Annotated in this window: 13 protein-coding genes; 3 read left to right on the forward strand and 10 right to left on the reverse strand. The window is 63.6% G+C overall.

Annotated elements, in window-relative coordinates:
- The first annotated feature begins 63 nt into the window (after window positions 1–63).
- The 3 genes from B7449_RS01985 (at window position 64) to B7449_RS01995 (ending at window position 3,967) form a co-directional block, all read left to right on the forward strand.
- On the forward strand, window positions 64–1,329 hold the full coding sequence (locus tag B7449_RS01985) for a M16 family metallopeptidase (RefSeq protein ID WP_039732845.1): 1,266 nt from the start codon (window positions 64–66) through the stop codon (window positions 1,327–1,329).
- Window positions 1,326–2,666 (forward strand): TldD/PmbA family protein, encoded by a 1,341-nt coding sequence (locus B7449_RS01990; RefSeq protein ID WP_039732773.1) that lies wholly within the window; start codon window positions 1,326–1,328, stop codon window positions 2,664–2,666. Before B7449_RS01985 ends, B7449_RS01990 begins: the two co-directional genes overlap by 4 nt.
- 329 nt (window positions 2,667–2,995) lie before the next feature.
- Window positions 2,996–3,967 (forward strand): Tim44 domain-containing protein, encoded by a 972-nt coding sequence (locus B7449_RS01995; protein WP_039732772.1) that lies wholly within the window; start codon window positions 2,996–2,998, stop codon window positions 3,965–3,967.
- Window positions 3,968–4,548: 581 nt separating this feature from the next.
- Here the strand turns inward: B7449_RS01995 and B7449_RS20975 are convergent.
- From B7449_RS20975 to B7449_RS02045, 10 genes are all read right to left on the reverse strand, one after another.
- Window positions 4,549–4,695, reverse strand: coding sequence for a hypothetical protein (locus tag B7449_RS20975; protein ID WP_158003668.1), 147 nt, complete (start codon window positions 4,693–4,695; stop codon window positions 4,549–4,551).
- 34 nt (window positions 4,696–4,729) lie between these two features.
- The gene (gene cyoE / locus B7449_RS02000; protein WP_039732771.1) at window positions 4,730–5,689 is read right to left on the reverse strand and encodes a heme o synthase; all 960 of its coding nucleotides are present in this window, start codon (window positions 5,687–5,689) and stop codon (window positions 4,730–4,732) included.
- A 3-nt stretch (window positions 5,690–5,692) separates the two neighbouring features.
- Window positions 5,693–7,057 carry a cbb3-type cytochrome c oxidase subunit I gene (locus tag B7449_RS02005; RefSeq protein ID WP_235721086.1) on the reverse strand — a complete coding sequence of 455 codons (1,365 nt, stop codon included), beginning with the start codon at window positions 7,055–7,057 and terminating at the stop codon, window positions 5,693–5,695.
- 173 nt (window positions 7,058–7,230) lie between these two features.
- Window positions 7,231–7,944 (reverse strand): class I SAM-dependent methyltransferase, encoded by a 714-nt coding sequence (locus B7449_RS02010; protein ID WP_039732769.1) that lies wholly within the window; start codon window positions 7,942–7,944, stop codon window positions 7,231–7,233.
- 225 nt (window positions 7,945–8,169) lie between these two features.
- The gene (gene gshB, locus B7449_RS02020; RefSeq protein ID WP_039732768.1) at window positions 8,170–9,180 is read right to left on the reverse strand and encodes a glutathione synthase; all 1,011 of its coding nucleotides are present in this window, start codon (window positions 9,178–9,180) and stop codon (window positions 8,170–8,172) included.
- A gap of 111 nt (window positions 9,181–9,291) precedes the next feature.
- Complete coding sequence (gene greB / locus B7449_RS02025; RefSeq protein ID WP_039732767.1) at window positions 9,292–9,828, reverse strand: transcription elongation factor GreB; 537 nt, start codon at window positions 9,826–9,828, stop codon at window positions 9,292–9,294.
- The gene (locus B7449_RS02030) at window positions 9,822–10,718 is read right to left on the reverse strand and encodes an aldose 1-epimerase (RefSeq protein ID WP_039732843.1); all 897 of its coding nucleotides are present in this window, start codon (window positions 10,716–10,718) and stop codon (window positions 9,822–9,824) included. The genes greB and B7449_RS02030 overlap by 7 nt, the downstream gene beginning before the upstream one ends.
- A gap of 52 nt (window positions 10,719–10,770) precedes the next feature.
- Window positions 10,771–13,014 carry an excinuclease ABC subunit UvrB gene (gene uvrB, locus B7449_RS02035; RefSeq protein WP_039732766.1) on the reverse strand — a complete coding sequence of 748 codons (2,244 nt, stop codon included), beginning with the start codon at window positions 13,012–13,014 and terminating at the stop codon, window positions 10,771–10,773.
- A 70-nt stretch (window positions 13,015–13,084) separates the two neighbouring features.
- Window positions 13,085–14,476, reverse strand: a complete 1,392-nt coding sequence (locus B7449_RS02040) for an ABC1 kinase family protein (protein WP_039732765.1) — start codon at window positions 14,474–14,476, stop codon at window positions 13,085–13,087.
- Entirely contained in the window at window positions 14,457–16,310 is a 1,854-nt protein-coding gene (locus B7449_RS02045; protein WP_039732764.1) for a M3 family oligoendopeptidase, read from the reverse strand. The genes B7449_RS02040 and B7449_RS02045 overlap by 20 nt, the downstream gene beginning before the upstream one ends.
- Window positions 16,311–16,446: the final 136 nt, after the last annotated feature.

Consider the following 16,446-nt stretch of genomic DNA (forward strand, 5'->3'; position numbering starts at 1 on the left):
TCCATCTTACGCAAGCAAGGGGCGGCTGGGGCCATGATGCACCATGCCGCCCGCAGGACCAGCATGACCGACCTGATCAATGTGACCCGACTGGATTCCGGCCTGACCATCGTGACCGAACGGATGGACCGGGTGGAGACCGTGTCCCTCGGGGCGTATGTCGCCGCGGGCACCTGCAATGAGACCGCGCCCGAAAACGGGGTATCCCATTTCCTGGAGCACATGGCGTTCAAGGGCACCGGCACCCGCACCGCCGTGGGCATTGCCGAGGAAATCGAGAACGTGGGCGGCCATATCAACGCCTATACCGCGCGTGAACACACGGCGTATTATGTCAAGCTGCTGAAGGAAAACCTGTCGCTGGGTGCGGACATCATCGGTGACATCCTGACCCACAGCAGCCTTGCGCCGGATGAGCTGGAGCGTGAACGCGGCGTGATCCTGCAGGAAATCGGGCAGGCAAACGACACGCCCGATGACATCGTGTTCGACCATTTTCAGGAAACCGCCTTTCCCGACCAGCCGATGGGCCGCCCCACGCTGGGCACGGAAACAGGCATCCAGACCATGTCGCGCGCAACGCTGGTCAATTACATGAACACCCATTACCGGGCGGGCAACACCATCATCGCGGCGGCGGGCAATCTGGAACATGCCCGCGTGGTGGATCTTGTGCAGCAGCATTTCGCCGACCTGCCCACTGGCACCGTCCCGCCGCAGCCTGCCGTCAATTACGTGGGCGGCGCATTTACCCGCGAACGTGAACTGGATCAGGCCCATATCGTGCTGGGCTTTCCGTCCATGCCGTATGGCGACCCGGACTATTACCCGGCCCTGCTGCTGTCCACGCTGCTGGGCGGGGGCATGTCGTCACGGCTGTTCCAGGAAATCCGTGAAAAGCGGGGGCTGGTCTATTCCGTCTATTCCTTCAACGCGCCATTCCGTCAGGGCGGGCTGTTCGGCATTTATGCCGGCACGGGAGAGGCACAGGTGGCCGATCTGGTGCCGGTCACGCTGGAGGAGCTGCGCAAGGTGCGCCATACGGTGACGGACGCGGAACTGGCGCGCGCGCGCGCGCAGCTTAAATCCTCCCTGCTCATGTCACTGGAAAGCACGGGCAGCCGGTGCGAACAGCTGGCCCGGCAGCTACAGGTCTTTGGCCGCCTGATCCCCACCGCCGAGACCGTGCGCCGGATCGACGCCGTCACCATTGCGGACGTGCAGCGCGTCGCGACCCGCATTTTCAGCGGCAGGCCGACCCTCGCCTCCCTCGGGCCGGTCAGTCATATTCCTTCCCTCGACAGCATCACGGGCGCGCTGGCAGCATGAATACCGATCCGCTTGACCTGATCTCCACCCTCATCACCCGTGCCCGTGCGGCAGGGGCGGATGCGGCGGATGCGATCTACGCCACCCGCGTCGCCCATGGCGCGCAGGTGCGCAATGGGCAGACCGAGGATCTTGAACGCTCCGAAACCTGTGATCTCGGGCTGCGGGTGTTCGTGGGGCAGCGCTCGGCCATTGTCTCGGCCACGGCGCTGGACCCGGAACGTTTCGACGCGCTGGCCGAACGCGCGGTCGCCATGGCCCGCGTCGTGCCGGAGGACCGCTTTGCCGGACTGTGCGCCGAGGCCGCGACCACCTTTACAGACGCGACGGGGCTGGACCTGTCCGACCCGACCGAAGTCGCCACCACCGATCTTGTAGCCCGCGCGCGCGCGGCAGAAGACGCGGCGCTGGCGGTTACGGGCATTACCAACAGCAACGGCGCATCGGCCAGTTTCGGCCTGTCGGACATCATCCTCATGACATCCGCCGGGTTTTCGGGGCGGTATGCCCGGACCAGCCATTCCGTGTCCGCCAGCGCGGTGGCAGGCAGCGGCACGAAGATGGAGCGCGATTACGACTACCACGCGGCCGTCCACCTGTCCGACCTTGAGGATGCTGGCCTGATCGGCCGCCGCGCGGGGGAACGCACGGTTGCGCGCCTGAACCCGGTGCGCCCGCGCACCGGGCGCATGCCGATCGTGCTGGACCCGCGTGTATCCACCAGCCTGCTGGGTCACCTGTCGGGGGCGATCAACGGCATTGCCATCGCGCGTGGCACGTCCTTCCTCAAGGAAAAGATGGACTGCCGCATCATGCCCGCGGGCATCACCATCATTGATGACCCCCGCCGCGTCCGTGGCCCCGGCGCGCGCCCCTTCGATGGCGAGGGCATGCTGACATCCACCCGCACGCTGGTGGAAGATGGCGTGCTGAAGACATGGGCGCTCGACTCCCGCTCTGCCCGCCAACTGGGGCTCAGGCCCAATGGCTGCGCCAGCCGGGGCACGTCGGGGCCGCCCGCGCCCTCGCTTGGCAACATGTTCATGCAGCCCGGTGACCTGACGCCTGCGGCCCTGATGGCGGACATAAAGGAAGGGATTTACATTACCGAACTGATGGGGTCCGCCATCAACGGCATTACCGGCGATTACAGCCGGGGGGCCGCGGGCTTCATGATCCGCGATGGCGTGCTGGCGGAACCGGTGTCCGAACTGACGGTCGCGGGCAACCTGAATGACATGTTTGCCCGTCTGGTGCCGGCCAGTGACCTGGTCTTCCGCCAGTCCACCAATGCGCCGACCATCCGTATCGACGATATGGTTATTGCGGGTTCGTAAGCTGAAAACTGCATGGACACTATTTGAAAACAACGCATTTATAAAAAAACACTAAAAATTTCCGGGCGCTGCCTTTTTTCAGAAAGGCAGCGGTCCTCGATGCTTTTTGAAACAAGCTTTACCAAAAGCTTTCTTATGATTGCAGGATGCTTTGCGGGACTGACTGTTCCAGCAGTCTCCCACCCTTTCCGTGATTTCATGTGTCTGTAAGCCCGTTGCCCCTGTTACCGGGGCGCGGGTTTACCTATATCTGTAACAAGCGGCCCGGAATAATGCAGGCCGCAGGATAATGATGGTTCCGACACAGGATTGCAGATACCCTGACCCAGATGAAACAGAATTCTTCGCGCCAGATGCCGCGTAAAAGCATCGTCCTTGCTGCCAGCGCGGCCCTGACCATGCTGCCGCTGCTGGCCCATCCTGATGTAGCCGACGCCCGTGCGGGCGGTGGCTTCTCCATGGGGAGCAGGGGGTCACGCACCTACAGCGCGCCCGCACCATCGCAGACCGCACCCTTTGGCGCGACCCCGTTCCAGCGCACCATGACGCCACGCCCACAGCCAACGCCCGGCTATGGCGCACGTGCGCCGTTTGGTGGGGGCGCGATGGCCATGGCCCAGCCGCGCCGTCCGTTCATGAGCGGCTTTATGGGCGGCCTGATCGGCGCCGGTCTGTTCGGCATGATGTTTGGACATGGCATGTTCGGCTCCGGCATGGGAGGCAGTGGCTTTCTGGGCCTGCTGATCCAGCTGGCGCTGGTCTTCTTCATCGTGCGCTGGGCCATCCGCCGTTTTGCCGGAAACCGCGCCAATGGTGGCAATGCCGCGCCTTTCGGCATGCAGGGACCGGCGGGCGGGTCCGTGCCGCAGGGTGGCCAGCAGCCGGTTGGCGTTGCCATTACCGCAGCCGATTACCAGGCCTTCCAGCAGGCGCTGATCAATATCCAGACGGCATGGAGCCAGCAGAATGTCGTGGCCATGCAGCACATGGCCACGCCGGAAATGGTGTCCTACTTCAGCAGCCAGCTGAACGATCTGGCCAGCCGTGGCGCGCGCAACGTGGTATCGGATATCCGGTTTGAGCGCGGCGACCTGGTGGAAAGCTGGCGTGAAAACGGGTTCGATTACGCCACTGTCGCCATGCAGTATTCCATGATCGACATCACCACCGACATGACGGGCCGCGTGATCGAAGGCGATCCCGCCAACCGCACCACCGTGACCGAACTGTGGACCTTCGTCCGCTCGGCCGGGACCGGCACGTGGCTGCTGTCAGCCATCCAGCAGACACCGCGCCGCTGATCATCGGTTTCAATCTGGAACACGAAAGGCCCGCATCGCCTGATGCGGGCCTTTTTTCATGATTGCGCCATGGTGCTGCCATCCCCGTAATCGTCTCGTCAGCGTGGTCCAGTTCCGGCTTCCTGGCCTGTATTCCCACAGCCTGCATGATGGCGGGCGCACGCGCCATTGCGGGGGCAATGCGCAGGTTTTATGGACTGCTGACTGGCCGTTCCATCCTCCCGACGGTGCCCGTCAGGGCGTTTACGCTTATTCTGTTGGCATCGTTATCATCGGGAACATGCCAGTACGCTTCGTCCCATCCGGCAATGACCCGGTGACCGTTACGTATGGTCAGGTGCCATGTTTCGTTCCAGCGCGCCACGCGCTACCAGCATAATTCTCCACCACAACAGCGCCGTGGCGAAGGACAGGGCCCTGAAACGGGTCGCCCATAATGCCATCATCAGATAGTCCCGACGCAATGGCATCACTGGACGTGACCTACCTTCCGCCCACGAAGATACGCAGGCGGCGCGGCCCATCATCCTGTCCGCGCAATACGCCAATGCAGGCCAATATGGATCCGGGGAATGATCCGGCTATATATGCGTAAGGCTGAGCGCATACAGGATGGCCGCCAGCGCCGAAAGCGTAATCGCCACGGCGCGGATGCGGCCCTTGTGCCGACGCGCCGCCTCCTGCGCTTCCATGTGCGGCGTCACCTGAACCGTTGTCGCCTGATCCATCTGCCTGAACTCCCCTATGGATAAAACTGCCCGATCAGTGGGCGATAAAGGCATGGTCAGCCAGCAGGCCAAGGAACAGGAAAAACAGGTAAGCCAGCGAATAGCGGAAGGACCGACGTGCCGGCCCGTCACCCGTCAGACTGACACCATTGGCGTCCTGCCGGTCACGCAGCACCCCGATGGCGCAGTAAATGAACCCTGCCCCCAGAACGGTCGCCACCACCGTGTACAGCCAGCCCGCCAGGTGCATGAAGGATGGCACCAGCGACACAGCGGTCAGGATGATCGTGTACCACAGGATCTGCCACCGCGTATGCCGTGCCCCACGCACCACCGGCAGCATGGGAATCCCGGCACGTCCGTAATCCTTGCAGGCATATAGCGACAGCGACCAGAAATGCGGTGGTGTCCACAGGAAGATGATGCCGAACATCACCACCGGCATCACCGCCATGGACCCTGTCGCCGCCGCCCATCCGATCATGGGCGGGAATGCACCCGCCGCACCACCGATCACGATGTTCTGCGGTGTCGAACGCTTGAGCCACATGGTGTAGATGACGGCATAGAAGAAAATGGAAAACGCAAGGATACCCGCCGCAAGGGCATTGGTGGCCAGCCACATCAGGATGACGGACGCAACCGACAGGCCAATCCCATACCCCAGCGCCGCATCCGGGCTGACACGCCCGTTGGGAATGGGCCGTGTCACCGTGCGCTTCATCACCGCGTCGATATCGCGGTCATACCACATGTTGATCGCACCCGCCGCACCAGACGCCATGCACACGCACAGGATGCTGACAGCCGCCACCAGCGGGTTCAGCGGCCCCGGCGCCATGTACAGGCCCGCAGCCCCTGTGAACACCACCAGCGAGATGACGCGCGGCTTGAGCAGCAGCAGCCAGTCCCGCGCTTCCGTCCCGACGCGGGTGGCGTCATAGGCAATGGGGGTAGGTTGCGCCGCATCGGGCGTTGTGACTGCGCCGCTCATGCTTCATGCCTCTCCACGCGTGGGGGATGCAGACTGCCATTCAGGCGTCCGCGCCCCCGGTCCCCAGTAATTGGCAGGCAGCGAGGTGCCGGGCTGCATGCCAACACGCACGACGATCCCGGCAAACACGATTACGGACAGTCCCATCAGCACCGCGCCCATAACACCCGGCAGGCCATGGAACGCCATAAGCGACAGGACCGTTCCCCCCACCGTCAACCCGAAATGGACGCGGCTGGCGCCAACCGGGGCCACATGGCCCATCATCTTGCCAATCCAGTAATAGAAACCGCCGAACAGCGCGAACATGGCGGCATACAGCGTGGCCGCATGCACGTCGGCCATGCCGCCGGGCAGCAGCGACATGCCGGACCCCGCCAGCAGCAGCGCCACGAACCCCGCCGCCCATTCCATGGGGACCGAGGCACGGACATGCCCCACCCGCACCGTGCGCGCCCAGGCCACAAGGACCGCCAGCACCGGCAGGACAATCAGCCCAAGCTGGACAATGGCCGCAGGTGCCGCCATGCGGGCCAGACCGCCATGCAGCAGATCATGCACCCACACCGAACCGCCACCGACCGACATGACGACCAGCGCACCCAGCACCAGGCGCGGCATCTGCAATGGCGCACCGGAAAATGTCTCGATGATCTGGGAAACGATCCCGATGGATGGCAGCAGCAGCAGCGCGATCTCGGGCCCGGCGAAAACATGCAGCAGGCCATCGACCTGCCCTGACATGTCGCCCCCCGCCAGTATGATCCGCGTCAGGCCACCGGCCAGAACGGGCATGACCATGACAACCATCATGGCCGTCAGCCCCTGCGCCCAGACGAATATGGGCATGTCACGCAGGCGCTGCTCCATCGGTCCCATGTTCAGGACGGTCGCGACCATATTGATGGCCTGCAGCAGCATGCCAAGGCTCCACCCCATCAGGGCGAACAGGGAAACCTGCGCGGGCACGGTTGGGGACAGCCCCACCAGCACGGCCACGAAACTGGCGGCGACCAGTCCCCACCCCACCAGCGCCATGCGCGGGAACGCCAGCGCGCGCGCGCGCAGCAGCAGGGGCACGAACCAGTTGCCAAATCCGCCGAACAGGGCGGGCAGCGCACAGAAGAACACCATCATCATGCCATGGCGGCGGCCAATGCGCCCGGCGGCACCGGCGATATCGCCCCCGGCCCATGCATCGGTCAGCGCCTGGGGCAGCAGGCCGACCTGAAGGCCCACGGCCAGCAGGCCACCGACCATTCCCGCCACAATCGCCATGACAAGGTACAGCATGCCAATCGTCCTGTAGCCACAGGACCCGTCAGCCTTGCGCGCCTCACCTGCCCCGAACCGTGTGCCTGTGGGCATACGATGTACTCCCTGCTGCCATGCGCCGGTGTCTGGCATGGCCAATCGTTACCATGATTTCATCATATACCGCGCCTTGTACACAAAAACGACCCTGTGGGCCGGTCCTGTGGTCGCGCAATCGTCATTTCAGCCCTGCCACAGGGACAGGGCTGGGCCACGTCCGCGCTGGCTTACGCCACCATGGGGCTGGCGGAACTGTCGGCCTCACGCGGCAGCGTGACCAGCGTGAACAGCCCGGCAGGGGGCACCGGCTGCAGCGTCGCGCGCCGCAGGTCAGTAGGCGGCAGCAGGGATTCGATGGCGAAATCCGGATGCCAGCCCAGCGAATGCGACGCGCGCGCCATGCCGCGCTCAACCGCCAGCCGCACGCCACCCTGCGCCAGGAAGTGATTGACGAACAGGATATGCCCGCCCGGCCTGACCACGCGCTTGAGTTCCGACAGCAGCGCACGCGGATGCGGCACGACGGAGGCAACAAACATCGCCACCGCGATGTCGAACGTGCCATCGGCAAACTTCGTTGCCTCGGCATCCATTTCCAGCAGGTCGTCCACATTGGACAGGCGCAGCCGCCTTACGCGCTGGCGCGCACGTTCCAGCATGTCACCCGACAGGTCGATGCCGGTAATATGCTTGTCCTTGCGGTAATAAGGCAGCGCAAGGCCCGTGCCCACGCCCACTTCCAGCACACGCGTGCCCGGCAGGCCGTTGACGGCTTCGACCGCCCGCTTGCGCCCGAAGGCGGAAATGCTGCCGAATACGGCGTCATACACGCTGGCCCAGCGACGATACGCCGCCTTGACCGCCGCCGCGTCCAGCGCGGATTTGGGAGAAGGTATTTCCACGACTTTTTCAGCGGCCTCATCGTGCAGAACGTCACTCATCAGGCTGCTCCCATGCCAAGGCCAAGGAAGACGGCGCATCCGGCCCGCTTCCGTGCTGCATCCGCCATGATCAAATCCGTCCCGTTCTGCTGCATTACAATTCCACCTGACCTGCCCACGCGCCATCCGGCCCGTGCAACCGTCTGCCATCCCTGTCCCATGCCATGCCACATGGCATGACAGCCACGACCATCGTGCCCGCCATGGACATCGTCTGCCAATTCCCTATGCGCCCGCGCCGCCTGTGGCCAGGCGGGACACGATCGCATCCCATATCAGGCCTGCGGTATTGATACCGTCAAAACGGTCGATTTCCTGCAGGCCGGTGGGGGACGTGACATTGATTTCGGTCAACCATTCACCAATCACGTCGATTCCCACGAAAATAAGTCCCTGTTCACGCAGCATCGGCCCGATCGTGTCACAGATCTCCCGGTCCCGCGCGGTCAGTTCCGCGCGGACCGGCCGACCACCCACATGCATGTTGGACCGTGTTTCCCCTTCCGCCGGAATCCGGTCGATCGCCCCCACCGGCACGCCATCGACCAGGATGATCCGCTTGTCCCCCCTGCGCACGGCGGGTTCATAACGCTGGATCATCAGCGGTTCGCGCGAACGGGCGAAATGCATTTCCAGCAGGGCGTTCAGGTTGGGATCATCCTCGCGGATGCGGAACACGCCCGCGCCCCCGTTGCCAAACAGCGGCTTGATGATGATGTCGCGCCATTTCGCGCGGAATTCCAGTATCGCCCTGACATCCCATGTCACCAGCGTGGGCGGCATGAGGTCGGGATAATGCGTGACCAGTATCTTTTCGGGCGCATTGCGTACGGCGGCAGGGTTGTTGACAACCAGCGCACGGCCCGGGCCAACGCCATGAATATGTTCAAGAATATGGGTCGCGGTAATATAGGCCATGTCAAATGGCGGATCCTGGCGCATCAGCACCACATCCATGTCCGCAAGGTTGATGACCTGTTCCGGCCCGAACGTGGCGTGGTCGCCCGCCTGGCGCCGCACCGTGACCGGGCGGGCGCGGGCGGTCACGCGGTCGGTGCGCTGGCCGCCCTGTGGCGTGGTCCGTCCCTCGTTCAGGCTCAGGGCCTCGACCTGATAGACAAACAGTTCATATCCCCGGGCCTGCGCCTCCAGCATCATGGCGAAAGTGGAATCACCATTGATGTCGATACCGCCAAGCGGGTCCATCTGGACAGCAACCTTCAGGGGGCGTGACATAGGCGGGCTTTCTCCACGCGGAACGGGACGGGTTCATGCCGGTGGCCATGGGACGGGACCACCTGGGAACAAACGTCTTAATATGCCTTTGCGCCCACGGCCAGCCCCTTGTTACGGCGCGGATGGATAGGAAATGGCAAGGACCTCGATCATTTCCTCGCCGCGCGGGGTCAGCAGGCGGACCTCATCGCCCACGCCCGCGCGCATGAGCGCCCTTGCAACAGGGGAAACAAGGCTGACCTGCCCTGCCGCCATGTCCGCTTCATCCACGCCAAGGATGGTAACAGTCCGTTCTTCATCGCGTTCATTTACATAGGTGACCGTCGCGCCAAAAAATACCCGGTCGCGCTGTGGCTGGACCGCCGGGTCGACAATGACCGCGTTATCAATGCGTTTCGTCAGGAACCGGATGCGGCGATCAATTTCGCGCAGGCGGCGCTTGCCATACTGGTAATCGCCATTTTCCGAACGGTCGCCATTGCCAGCCGCCCATGACACGATTTCCACGATTTTCGGGCGTTCGTCACGCAGCAGGGCCGTCAGTTCGGCACGCATCGCCCCCACCCCGGCGGGCGTGATATAATGTGACAGCCCGCCCTTGGCCGGCGTGCCGGCCCCTTCTGCGGAATGCGGTCGGGCCTTCAGCATCGTGCCACCGTCATGCGGATATGTCCCTCCATCACCTGTCCGGGCGCAAGCACGCGCACGCCACTATCGGCAATGGTGGTCCGGTTGAAGCCATCATTCATGTTGCTGACCGGTTCAAGGCCGATATAGGGCCGCGCCGGGGGCGTAAACAGCACAAGGTGGGACAGGTCGGGGCTGCCCTCGACCGTCAGGGCGTAACCCTCACGTGGCCAGCGCAGGAAGGCGCTGCCCGACCATCCGGCGTAACAGTTGTCAATGGCGGCGTCCCCCGCGTCGCGCATGCGGGCAAAGGACCACTCCCCCTCCGCCGGAATACGCAGCAGCGGCAGGTGGTCCGGCCCGTTGGTCCACACGCTGCTGGCCACAAACCCCAGCTTCAGGCCCGAATGACGGGGAAAGTAGGGATGAAAGCCCATGCCCACCGGCTGATCGCGCGTGTCCGTGTTTTCCAGCAGGATCCCGATCGACAGTCCCGCTTCATGCAGGTCATAGCGCAGCTGGGCGCGATAGCTGAACGGCCATTGCCCGGCATAGGCCCCGACCGGGGTATGATCGAGGGCAAGCGTCGCGCTGCTGTCCGACAGCAGCGCGATTCGCCACCGCCGCTGCCATCCGTTGCCATGGATGGCGCAGTCTTCCCCTGCGAAGCTGGGAGCAAGGTGGTGGTCCACGCCCTCAAAACGGAAATGGTCACCCGCGACCCGGTTGGAAAACGGCACCAGCGGATACCCCGCCACCGCGCGCCCGTGCTGGGCCACAAGGTGCGGGTCACTGACGGGACGGAGGAATTCCATGCCCGCCGCATTCCGCCAGAATACGATACTGCCACCAAGGTCGGGCAGCAGGCCAAGGCTTGCGCCACCCGCACGCAGTTCCAGCGTAGCGGACATGCTCCGTTCCCGCTGTCCGGCGCAGGGCTGGGGCTGTCCGCCGCCCGTCCTGTCATCCACGCCGCTTTCCCCTTCCCTTCACCTGATCGGGATCATAACCGCCGCCACCCGGCCCCAGCGGGACTGGGCCACGGTTGCGCCGCGCAATGGCTTTCGGGCTGGTGCCCGGCCGCCCCGCGCTTGATTGCGGCAGGGGCGGTGGCTCCATGCCCAGTTCCAGTGCTTCCAGCCTGCGGATTTCATCGCGCAGGCGGGCCGCGGTCTCGAATTCCAGATCCGCCGAGGCCGCGCGCATCTTCTTTTCCAGATCGGCAATGGCGGCCTTGTAATCCTTGCCCACCATTTCCTGCACGCTGCCATCCGCCGTGGGGGTGACGGTAACGTAATCCTGCTCGAATACCGAAGATATGGCCTCCCCGATATGCTTGCGCACGGACTGCGGGGTAATGCCGTGTTCTTCGTTCCACAGGCTCTGCTTTTCGCGCCTGCGGGCAGTTTCCTCAATGGCGTAGCGCAGGCTGTCGGTCATCTTGTCGGCATACAGCAGCACCCGGCCATCCACGTTGCGCGCGGCGCGGCCGATGGTCTGGATCAGCGATGTGCGCGAACGCAGGAAGCCTTCCTTGTCCGCATCAAGAATGGCGACCAGCGAGCATTCGGGAATATCCAGTCCCTCGCGAAGCAGGTTGATGCCGATCAGCACGTCGAACGCACCCAGCCGCAGGTCGCGGATGATTTCGATACGTTCCAGCGTATCCACGTCCGAATGCAGGTAGCGTACGCGGATACCCGCCTCGTTCATGTATTCGGTCAGGTCTTCGGCCATGCGCTTGGTCAGCGTCGTGACCAGCACGCGCCCGCCATCGGCAATGGTCTGGCGACATTCAGCCAGCAGGTCATCCACCTGATGTTCGACAGGACGCACGATGGTGACGGGGTCGATCAGGCCGGTCGGGCGGATCACCTGTTCGGCGAACACGCCGTCCACACGCCGCATTTCCCACGGGCCGGGGGTCGCGCTGACAAATACCGTCTGCGGGCGGTAGGAATCCCATTCGGCAAAGGTCAGCGGGCGGTTGTCGAGACAGGACGGCAGGCGGAAGCCGAATTCCGCCAGAACGGACTTCCGCGCATGGTCACCCCGCTCCATCCCGCCAATCTGCGGCACCGTCACGTGGCTTTCATCCACGATCAGCAGCGCGTCCTCGGGCAGGTATTCAAACAGGGTTGGCGGCGGCTCGCCCGGCGCGCGGCCGGACAGGTAGCGCGAATAGTTCTCGATCCCCTTGCATACGCCCGTGGTCTCGATCATCTCCAGGTCGAAGGTGGTGCGCTGCTGCAGGCGTTCGGCTTCCAGCAGCTTGCCGTCCGCGGTGAAGCGGGCCAGCGTTTCACGCAGTTCCTGCTTGATGCCGGTCATTGCCTGCGTCAGCGTCGGGCGCGGGGTGACATAATGGCTGTTGGCGTAGATGCTGATGGCTTCAAGGTCGCCGGTCTTTTCGCCCGTCAGGGGATCGAATTCCGTGATTTCGTCAATCTCGTCGCCAAACAGGCTGATGCGCCATGCGCGGTCCTCGTTCTGGACGGGAAAGACGTCGATCGTCTCGCCACGCACGCGGAAGGTGCCGCGCTGGAACGCCGCATCATTGCGGCGGTACTGCAGTTCCACCAGTCCCTTGATCAGCCTGTCGCGGTCGATCTCGCCGCCGACCTCCAGCTTGACCACCATGCGCGAATAGGTTTCGACCGAACCGATACCGTAAATGCACGACACCGAAGCGACGATGATGACATCGTTCCGCTCCAGCAGCGCCTGCGTCGCGGCATGACGCATGCGGTCGATCTGTTCGTTAATCTGGCTGTCTTTTTCGATATACGTATCCGACCGTGGCACGTAGGCCTCCGGCTGATAGTAATCGTAGTAGCTGACAAAATACTCGACCGCGTTATCGGGAAAGAACTGCTTCATTTCCGCATAAAGCTGGGCGGCGAGCGTCTTGTTGGGGGCCAGCACCAGAGTGGGCTTCTGCGTCGCCTCGATGATCTTGGCCATGGTGAAGGTCTTGCCCGACCCGGTCACACCCAGCAGGACCTGATCGCGCTCCCCCCCTTCCACGCCGCTGACCAGTTCGGCAATGGCCGTAGGCTGGTCGCCTGCGGGTTCATAGGGGGAATGGACCGTAAATTTATTGGTCTTGGGTTTTGCGGGCTGACGTTCTGGCTGGAACAGGACAGGCATGTCCGCCGGATCGATGTCAGTCGTCTTTTTCTTCTTGCTGCGCGATGCTGTTGCCATGGCTACAGACAGTGGGGACGCAACCGCTGCGGCGCAAGAGGCCGGCGCGGCTGGATCGTCCCCATTTCCTTCAGTTCCGTGACCCGAGCGGCGCCGGCACCCGGGCGGCGCGCAGGGCTTCGGCCTGCCTGCGGGCCAGTGCGGCTTCGTTGAAATCGCCCGCCAGTTCCTGAAACAGTTCGTGCCAGTTCACCTTTGCCTTCAGCCGCAGGAATACGCTGCCCAGCCCCACGGCGGAACGGTCCACCAGCACGAATTCACGCGGGGGCTGCACGCCACCCGTGCGTTTCAGGCCGTTATAGACGCGTTCAGCTACGGCGCGGCCATATTGCGGATCGTTGTCTTCCTGAATGAAGCGCTCACGGTCATCCAGCAGCGGACCATAGATGAAGCGCGCCCATTCGTTGAGCACCCGCATCGTATCGCGCGACAGGTTGGCGAAGCCCCATGCCTCATACGCATGCATCGCCAGATCCTCGTCATCCGTCTCGATCGCTTTATGCAGGTCAATGATGCCCTGCACGAATCGCGAGGGGAAAATCCGGATGGCGCCGAAATCCAGCAGGTTGATGCCGTAATCATCGCGCACGGTGAAGTTGCCCATGTGCGGGTCGCCATGAATGACACCGTACCGGTAAAGCGGCGCGTACCACGCGCGGAACAGCGCGCGCGCCATGCGGTTGCGCTCCTCCTGCGTGGGATTGGTGTCCAGCACCTTCTGGATGCCCTGCCCATTGACCCATTCCATGGTCAGCAGGCGCTGGGTGCACAGCGCATCCACCGGCCGGGGAATGGTGACATCCCCGAATTCCGCCAGCATCAGGTGGTACAGCCGCATGTTCGCGGCTTCCCGCAGGTAATCCAGTTCCTCATACAGCCGGTCCTGCAGTTCCTCCAGCACATCATCCTGACAGATGGTGCTGTCGAGTCTGTAGAACAGGTTGACCGCCATGCGGAACTGCTTGAGGTCGGATTCGACCGTCGATTTCATGTCCGGGTACTGCAGCTTGCACGCGACCTGCCGCCCGTCGGGCAGCACCGCGCGATGCACCTGCCCCAGACTTGCGGCCGCCGAGGCCTCGCGGCTGAAGGAGCGGAAATTGCGTTCCCAGTTCGGGCCAAGCTCGGCCGACATGCGGCGACGGACGAAGTTCCAGCCCATGGGCGGCGCATTGGCCTGAAGCTGCGCCAGTTCCTTGGCATATTCCTCCGGCAGTGCGCCGGGAATGGTGGACAGAAGCTGCGCGCCCTTCATGAGCGGCCCCTTCAGCCCGCCAAGGACGCTTTTCAGGTCTTCGGCATGGATGGTCTGGTTGGAGCGGAAGCCCATCTTGTGCCCGGCGATACGCGCGGCAATGCCGCCGACCGTGCCGGACGTGCGCACCATGCGGCGGAATTCACCAAACAGGCCGGTATTATCGATATTCCGTTCATCCGCCACGTCAGACACGCTCCAGTTCATCAATAAATCCGGCGATCACATCCAGCCCCTTCTGCCAGAAGCCGGGGTCCGCCGCATCCAGCCCGAAGGGGGCCAGCAGTTCACGGTGCCGCTTCGTCCCGCCAGCCTTCAGCATGTCGAGGTACTTGTCCTGGAACCCCGGATGACCGGACCGGAACACCCCGTATAGCGCGTTTACCAGACAATCGCCAAAGGCATAGGCATACACGTAGAACGGTGAATGGATGAAATGGGGAATGTAGGTCCAGTACACATCATAATCTGGCGTGAAGTTGAAGGCCGGGCCAAGACTTTCGACCTGTGTCTGGCGCCAGATTTCCCCAATGCGCGCGGGCAGCAGTTCGCCCTTCCGACGTTCCTCATGCACCAGCATCTCGAAACGGTAGAAGGCGATCTGGCGCACGACGGTGTTGAGCATGTCCTCCACCTTGGCCGCCAGCATGAGCCTGCGGCGCGCGGGATCGTCCTGGGCATCCAGCAGGGCGCGGAAGGTCAGCATCTCGCCAAACACGCTGGCGGTTTCCGCCAGTGTCAGCGGCGTGCTGGACATAAGGTAGCCCTGCTTTCCTGCCAGAACCTGATGCACGCCATGACCCAGTTCATGCGCCAGCGTCATCACGTCGCGCGTGCGCCCACGGTAATTGAGCAGCAGGTAAGGGTGGACCGACGGCACGGTGGGATGGGCGAACGCGCCCGACGCCTTGCCCGGCACGGGGGGCGCATCGATCCATGCATGGTCGAAAAACTGCTTCGCCACGGTACCCATGCGCGGGTCGAAGCCTTCATAGGCGGCCATGACCTGCTTCGTCGCGTCCGCCCACGGGATCAGCGGTTCATCCTGCGTGGTCAGCGGCGCGTTGCGGTCCCAGTATTCCAGTTTTTCCAGCCCCAGCCACTTTGCCTTCAGCGCATAATAACGGTGCGACAGGCGGGGATAGGCCTCGGTCACGGCCTGCACCAGCGCATCGACCACTTCGTCCTCGACCATGTTGGCGCAGTTGCGCGCCGAGGTCGGGCGCGGGTAATGGCGCAACCCGTCCACAATGGCCTTGTCCTTGGCCAGCGTGTTCGTGATCAGCGAAAACAGCTTCACGTTGCGGCCCAGTTCATCGCCAATGGCATGGGCGGCGTGTTCGCGCACCTTGCGGTCGGGGCTGGACATGGTGTCCAGCGCATTGCCCAGCGTGGTCTCCGCCCCTCCGACGCGCACCCGCAGGCCGGCCATCGTCTCATCAAACAGGCGGTTCCATGCGGCCGCCCCCGTGACGGATTTTTCGTGCAGGACCGCCTCGACCTCATCGGACAGCTGGTACGGGCGGAACACCCGCAGGTCGCGCAGGAAAGGCGCCCAGTGCGCAAGGGCCGGGTCACTCATCTGTGCCGCCAGCGCGTCATCGGAAATCCGGTTGAGTTCCAGCGTGAAGAACAGCAGATGCGTGGAAATGGCGGTCAGGCGTTCATTGATCGACTGCGCGAACCGCGCCACGTCGGAATCCGACGTATTGGCCGCGAACAGAAGCTGGGCATAGGAGCCAGCACGGCCCAGCACCTCATCAATCCGCTGGTATTCGGCAATGGCCTGCGCCAGTTCGCCCCCCGGCACGGCCGCCAGCCGCCCCTGCCATACGCGCGAAAAGGCCTGCGCGTCCTCATCCGCCTGATCAAGGTCGGTTGCCAGCCGCGCCGAATCCGGCCCGTCATACAGGTCCGACAGGTCCCAGCGCGGCAGGCCGGCCAGTGCGGATGCGCCGCCTGAAGGCTGGCCTGCATCCCCATGCACGGGGGAAATGCCGGCAGCACCGGCCTGGGGGGCGGAAAAATACGCTTTGGACATAGATCGAGCACCAACCATCAGATCGGGCGAAGCCTGCGCACCTGCGCCTGCCCCGCGATTCCCATGTGGTGAATCTAGTGCGTCCCGACGCGCTGTGCGACCCCGCCCATCGATATTCTGCCCTGAATACAGATGG

It is taken from the genome of Komagataeibacter intermedius TF2 (assembly GCF_000964425.1).
In the GTDB taxonomy this organism is placed as follows: Bacteria; Pseudomonadota; Alphaproteobacteria; order Acetobacterales; family Acetobacteraceae; genus Komagataeibacter; species Komagataeibacter intermedius.

Excerpts from the sequence above, each read along its gene's own strand:
- B7449_RS01985 (WP_039732845.1), top strand. The coding sequence starts at position 64 with ATGACCGACCTGATCAATGTGACCCGACTGGATTCCGGCCTGACCATC.
- B7449_RS01990 (WP_039732773.1), top strand. The coding sequence starts at position 1,326 with ATGAATACCGATCCGCTTGACCTGATCTCCACCCTCATCACCCGTGCC.
- B7449_RS01995 (WP_039732772.1), top strand. The coding sequence starts at position 2,996 with ATGAAACAGAATTCTTCGCGCCAGATGCCGCGTAAAAGCATCGTCCTT.
- B7449_RS20975 (WP_158003668.1), bottom strand. The coding sequence starts at position 4,695 with ATGGATCAGGCGACAACGGTTCAGGTGACGCCGCACATGGAAGCGCAG.
- cyoE (WP_039732771.1), bottom strand. The coding sequence starts at position 5,689 with ATGAGCGGCGCAGTCACAACGCCCGATGCGGCGCAACCTACCCCCATT.
- B7449_RS02005 (WP_235721086.1), bottom strand. The coding sequence starts at position 7,057 with ATGCCCACAGGCACACGGTTCGGGGCAGGTGAGGCGCGCAAGGCTGAC.
- B7449_RS02010 (WP_039732769.1), bottom strand. The coding sequence starts at position 7,944 with ATGAGTGACGTTCTGCACGATGAGGCCGCTGAAAAAGTCGTGGAAATA.
- gshB (WP_039732768.1), bottom strand. The coding sequence starts at position 9,180 with ATGTCACGCCCCCTGAAGGTTGCTGTCCAGATGGACCCGCTTGGCGGT.
- greB (WP_039732767.1), bottom strand. The coding sequence starts at position 9,828 with ATGCTGAAGGCCCGACCGCATTCCGCAGAAGGGGCCGGCACGCCGGCC.
- B7449_RS02030 (WP_039732843.1), bottom strand. The coding sequence starts at position 10,718 with ATGTCCGCTACGCTGGAACTGCGTGCGGGTGGCGCAAGCCTTGGCCTG.
- uvrB (WP_039732766.1), bottom strand. The coding sequence starts at position 13,014 with ATGGCAACAGCATCGCGCAGCAAGAAGAAAAAGACGACTGACATCGAT.
- B7449_RS02040 (WP_039732765.1), bottom strand. The coding sequence starts at position 14,476 with ATGAACTGGAGCGTGTCTGACGTGGCGGATGAACGGAATATCGATAAT.
- B7449_RS02045 (WP_039732764.1), bottom strand. The coding sequence starts at position 16,310 with ATGTCCAAAGCGTATTTTTCCGCCCCCCAGGCCGGTGCTGCCGGCATT.